Genomic DNA, 3983 nt, shown 5'->3' on the forward strand with positions numbered 1-3983 from the left:
GAACCCGGCCCCGCACCCCGACGCGGGGTCCCCGCCCCCGAACCCCTGATCCGAACAGGAGCGATGACATGGAGAATTCCTGCGTCCGCCCCCTCGACCTGGACGACGCCGTCGCCCTCGTCGGCATCCTCGCCGCCCTCCAGGCCCTCCTCGACAGCGGCGGCCTCCCCCCTGAGGAGGTCGAGGCCCTGCGCCACGGCCTCGAGCAGGGCGGCGCCCTCCTCCCCGGAAGCGACGAGAACGAGATCGCGACCGCTCTGGGTGGGCTGAACGCCCGCCTGCGTGGGACCATCGGGTGATCGCGCCGCGTTCGACGTTCCCGTAGCCTTCATCCGCGCTCGTGTCGACCCCGGAGACGCGCTCCCCCGCCCGCGGGTAGCGTCCGGTCCGGTCCCGCACTCCCACGGGGTCGCTGAACCCCGAGAGCCGGAGGAGATCCGATCGTGAACGGTGACCACTTCGTCCTCTCGACCGCGACGCCGTGGGACGACCGCACCGAGATCATCGGCGTGTACGCCTCCGAGGCGTGGGCCCGCGAGGCCGCGGCCGCATGGCTCGGCTCCCCGGACCGCGAGGCGTTCCCCCGGTGCGTCATCGAGGGCTGGAGCGGCGCGCACCTCCTCGGCCGCGAGGTCGTCGAGGCCCTCGGCTTCGACGACGAGGGCGGCGACGAGTCGCTGGGCGGCCCCCGCAGCCTCTGACCCGGCGGCCTAGCCGCCCCAGTGCGACGGGCGCTCGAAGTGCGACGGCAGCGTGGTCGCCGCATCCCCTCGAGCGCTGTTCACCTGCGCCTGGGTGAGGTAGACCGCCTCGGCGAGCCGCGCGCCGGACACATCAGCATCGCGCAGGTCCACCCCGAGCAGGTCGCACCGCTGCAGATCCGCACCCCGCAGGTCCGCGGCGAGGAGGAGCGCGCCCCGCAGATCCGCTCCCCGCAGGTCCGCGTTCCGGAGCGATGCGCCCGCCAGATCGGCACCCGGAGCGAGCCGACGGCCCTTCGACCGGCGGGCAGCCGGTGCCGCTCCTGCGCGAGCGGCCGCGCTCGCCGCGATCAGGAGCGGCCGGGACGCTCCGTACTCCGCGTCGACGTCGACCGCGACCACCTGCTCCGGCTCGCCGAGGGTGTGCGCGTGCACCGCGTCGAACCGCTCGCGCAGCTCATCGAGGAGCGGCGCGCCGACGCCGGGCAGCGCCAGTGCGGAGTCGAGGTACCAGAGCAGCTCGTGCAGGCGGCGCATCAACGGGAACACCGCGAACATCCGCTCGCGCACGGCCGGGTCCGACCGCCAGGAGACGCCGCCGAACGTGTGCTGCGAGACCTTCTGGCCGGCGCCGAAGCAGTCGAAGACGGTGCAGCCGACGAAGCCCTGCGGCCGGAGCCGGCGGTGGATCGTGCACGCGTCCTCGCCGTCGAGGTTCACGCACGGATCCCCGGCGCGCTTGTCGAACGGGAAGTCGGCGGAGCGGGCGAAGGCGAGAGCGACGCAGCACAGGCCGAAGCAGTCCGCGCAGTCGGCGCCGAGGTCCTCGCGACGGCCGAGCTCGACCCTGGTGCGTGACGTCATCGGCCCGAGCCTACGCGCGGCGGCGGCCCGGCTCAGTGCGCGAGGGCGAGCACGCCGACGACCAGCACGCCGAGGCCCACGATCCCGAGCAGCGAGACGAGGCTCTGCCTCCAGGAGAGCCCTGCGCGCGCGACAGCGATCAGGGCGATCCCCGCCAGAGTCGCGACGTAGACGCCCGCGCCGATCCGGAGCGCGACGGTCGCGTCGATCCAGCCCAGCGCCGCGGCACCGAGCGCGAGGACCGGGAGCGACGCCGAGGCGAGCGCCCCGCCCGCGATCCGCAGCATGGTCCGCGCCTCGGCTGCGGACGGCGTGGCGGCGTGCACGACCTGGTGCGCGATCACCTCGGCGACGAAGCCCGCGGCCGAGATCCCCACGATCGAGATCACGAGGCTCTGGAGCGCGTGCGCGGCGTCGGGATGATCGTCGACGAGGTAGATCATCACCACGGCCAGGCCGGTGAAGGTCGCGTAGACCCGCTCCTTGAGGGCGCGGGCGATCTCGTCGAGGGGGCGGCGGGTCCGCTCCGCCCACCGGCCGGCGCGGCCCGGGCGCAGGCGCACGGGCGTCATCCGGTCGGCGGGGGCGGTGCGGCCCTCGTCCGCCGCGCCCTCAGTAGGAGGCGGAGTCGACACGTGCCGCGGAGGAATCGCCCGAGTGCCGCGCGGCGAGGTCGCCGAGGATGGTCGCGGAGCCGCTGGTGCCGAAGCGGGTGACGCCGAGGCCGCGGTAGGCGAGGAGCGTGTCGAGGTCGCGGACGCCGCCGGACGCCTTCACCTGGACGGCCTCCGAGACGGCGCCGCGCATGAGGCGGAGGTCGTGCTCGTTCGCGCCTCCGCCCGCGAAGCCGGTGGCGGTCTTCACGAAGTCCGCGCCGGCGCGCTCGGCGGCCCGGCTGCCCTCGACGACCTGCTCGTCGTCGAGGAGGCTCGTCTCGAGGATGACCTTGACGACGTGGCCCTCGGCGGCCTCGACCACGGCGCGGACGTCGTCCTCGACGTCCTGGAGCAGGCCGCTGCGGAGGCGGCCGATGTTGACGACCATGTCGAGCTCGGACGCGCCGTCGGCGAGCGCCTGACGCGACTCCGCGACCTTCGCCGCGGTGGAGGTGGTGCCGTGGGGGAAGCCGATGACCGTGCCGACCAGAACGCCGGAGCCCTCGAGCCGGGAGACCGAGTGGGCGATGTCGGAGGGGCGGACGCAGACGCTGAACACGCCGGACGCGCGCGCCTCGTCGAGCTGGGCGTCGACCTCGGCGCGGGTGAGCTCGGGCTTCAGGATCGCGTGGTCGATGAGCGCCGCGATCTCGGCGACGGTGGGCAGGCTGGAGTCGGTCATCCGCACATTTTACGTCCGCCGGCGGGACGACGAAGGCCCGCGATCCTTCGATCACGGGCCTTCGGTCGTTCACGCCGCTAGCGGCGCCGGGTCACCAGCTGGACTTGGTGATGCCGGGCAGCTCGCCGCGGTGCGCCATGTCACGGAAGCGGACACGCGAGATGCCGAACTTCGTGAGGTTGCCGCGGGGGCGGCCGTCGACGGCGTCGCGCGAGCGGACGCGGACGGGCGAGGCGTTGCGGGGGAGCCTCTGGAGGCCGACGCGGGCGGCCTCACGGGTCTCGTCGGTCCCGGCCGGGTCGACCAGGGCCTTCTTCAGCTCGAGGCGCTTGGCGGCGTAGCGGTCGACGATCACCTTGCGCTGCTCGTTGCGGGCGATCTTGCTCTTCTTGGCCATACTTAGCGCTCCTCGCGGAAGTCGACGTGCTTGCGCACTACGGGGTCGTACTTCTTGAGCACGAGACGGTCGGGGTCGTTGCGGCGGTTCTTCTTGGTCACGTAGGTGTAACCGGTGCCGGCCGTCGAACGGAGCTTGATGATCGGACGGACGTCCTGCTGCTTGGCCATTAGATCTTCACCCCGCGAGCGAGAACATCCTTGACGACGGACTCGATGCCACGGGCGTCGATGACCTTGATGCCCTTGGCCGAGAGGGTCAGGGTGACGTTACGGCGAAGCGACGGCACGTAGTACGTCTTCTTCTGCACGTTCGGGTCGAAGCGGCGCTTGGTGCGCCGGTGCGAGTGCGAGATGGCGTGCCCGAAGCCGGGGACGGCTCCGGTCACCTGGCAGACTGCTGCCATGGTTTCCTCCATGTGTGGTTACCGTGGATCACGCGCGGCACGAAGCCCCGCCCGACCCACCCAAGGTCACTTGTCGGCGCACCGCCCGCCTGTCCGGCCGGAGCCGGAGCTCCTGCCCGGTGGGCAGCACGCAAGCGCGTGCAGATGCACGCAACCTCGCTAGGCTACGCGACCCGGGCGACGGCCCCAATACGGCGGGGCTTCGTGCCGCGCGTGATCCACGCTAACCACACATGGCGGAAACCATGGCAGCAGTCTGCCAGCTCACCCGAGCCGT

At 72.6% G+C, this 3983-nt stretch carries 8 protein-coding genes; 2 read left to right on the plus strand and 6 right to left on the minus strand.

Annotated features, from left to right (window positions below):
• Positions 1-68 precede the first annotated feature (68 nt).
• Together C5C27_RS16840 and C5C27_RS16845 are read left to right on the plus strand one after the other, a co-directional pair.
• The gene (locus tag C5C27_RS16840) at positions 69-299 is read left to right on the plus strand and encodes a hypothetical protein (RefSeq protein WP_104238984.1); all 231 of its coding nucleotides are present in this window, start codon (positions 69-71) and stop codon (positions 297-299) included.
• Between the two features lie 144 nt (positions 300-443).
• Positions 444-701 carry a hypothetical protein gene (locus C5C27_RS16845; RefSeq protein ID WP_104238985.1) on the plus strand — a complete coding sequence of 86 codons (258 nt, stop codon included), beginning with the start codon at positions 444-446 and terminating at the stop codon, positions 699-701.
• Between the two features lie 9 nt (positions 702-710).
• Here the strand turns inward: C5C27_RS16845 and C5C27_RS16850 are convergent, their stop codons facing one another.
• The 6 genes from C5C27_RS16850 to rpmB all read right to left on the minus strand — a co-directional run bounded on the left by C5C27_RS16850 (position 711) and on the right by rpmB (position 3706).
• Complete coding sequence (locus tag C5C27_RS16850; RefSeq protein WP_104314979.1) at positions 711-1565, minus strand: pentapeptide repeat-containing protein; 855 nt, start codon at positions 1563-1565, stop codon at positions 711-713.
• A 32-nt stretch (positions 1566-1597) separates the two neighbouring features.
• A complete protein-coding gene (locus C5C27_RS16855; protein WP_146079740.1) occupies positions 1598-2200 on the minus strand; it encodes a hypothetical protein in 603 nt (200 codons plus the stop codon).
• Positions 2178-2903 carry a deoxyribose-phosphate aldolase gene (gene deoC, locus C5C27_RS16860; RefSeq protein WP_181133578.1) on the minus strand — a complete coding sequence of 242 codons (726 nt, stop codon included), beginning with the start codon at positions 2901-2903 and terminating at the stop codon, positions 2178-2180. Before deoC ends, C5C27_RS16855 begins: the two co-directional genes overlap by 23 nt.
• 91 nt (positions 2904-2994) lie before the next feature.
• Positions 2995-3300 carry a 30S ribosomal protein S14 gene (gene rpsN, locus C5C27_RS16865; protein ID WP_104314980.1) on the minus strand — a complete coding sequence of 102 codons (306 nt, stop codon included), beginning with the start codon at positions 3298-3300 and terminating at the stop codon, positions 2995-2997.
• Positions 3301-3302: 2 nt separating this feature from the next.
• Positions 3303-3470, minus strand: a complete 168-nt coding sequence (gene rpmG, locus C5C27_RS16870) for a 50S ribosomal protein L33 (RefSeq protein ID WP_027692168.1) — start codon at positions 3468-3470, stop codon at positions 3303-3305.
• Positions 3470-3706: a 50S ribosomal protein L28 gene (gene rpmB, locus C5C27_RS16875; RefSeq protein WP_056038148.1), complete on the minus strand. Its 237-nt coding sequence runs from the start codon at positions 3704-3706 to the stop codon at positions 3470-3472. The genes rpmG and rpmB overlap by 1 nt, the downstream gene beginning before the upstream one ends.
• Positions 3707-3983: the final 277 nt, after the last annotated feature.

This window comes from Rathayibacter sp. AY2B7 (assembly GCF_002931635.1).
In the GTDB taxonomy this organism is placed as follows: domain Bacteria; phylum Actinomycetota; class Actinomycetes; order Actinomycetales; family Microbacteriaceae; genus Rathayibacter.

What these genes read in the sequence shown, in the direction of transcription:
- C5C27_RS16850 (WP_104314979.1), bottom strand. Translation starts at nt 1,565, where the DNA reads ATGACGTCACGCACCAGGGTCGAGCTCGGCCGTCGCGAGGACCTCGGC.
- rpsN (WP_104314980.1), bottom strand. Translation starts at nt 3,300, where the DNA reads ATGGCCAAGAAGAGCAAGATCGCCCGCAACGAGCAGCGCAAGGTGATC.
- C5C27_RS16840 (WP_104238984.1), top strand. Translation starts at nt 69, where the DNA reads ATGGAGAATTCCTGCGTCCGCCCCCTCGACCTGGACGACGCCGTCGCC.
- deoC (WP_181133578.1), bottom strand. Translation starts at nt 2,903, where the DNA reads ATGACCGACTCCAGCCTGCCCACCGTCGCCGAGATCGCGGCGCTCATC.
- rpmG (WP_027692168.1), bottom strand. Translation starts at nt 3,470, where the DNA reads ATGGCCAAGCAGCAGGACGTCCGTCCGATCATCAAGCTCCGTTCGACG.
- rpmB (WP_056038148.1), bottom strand. Translation starts at nt 3,706, where the DNA reads ATGGCAGCAGTCTGCCAGGTGACCGGAGCCGTCCCCGGCTTCGGGCAC.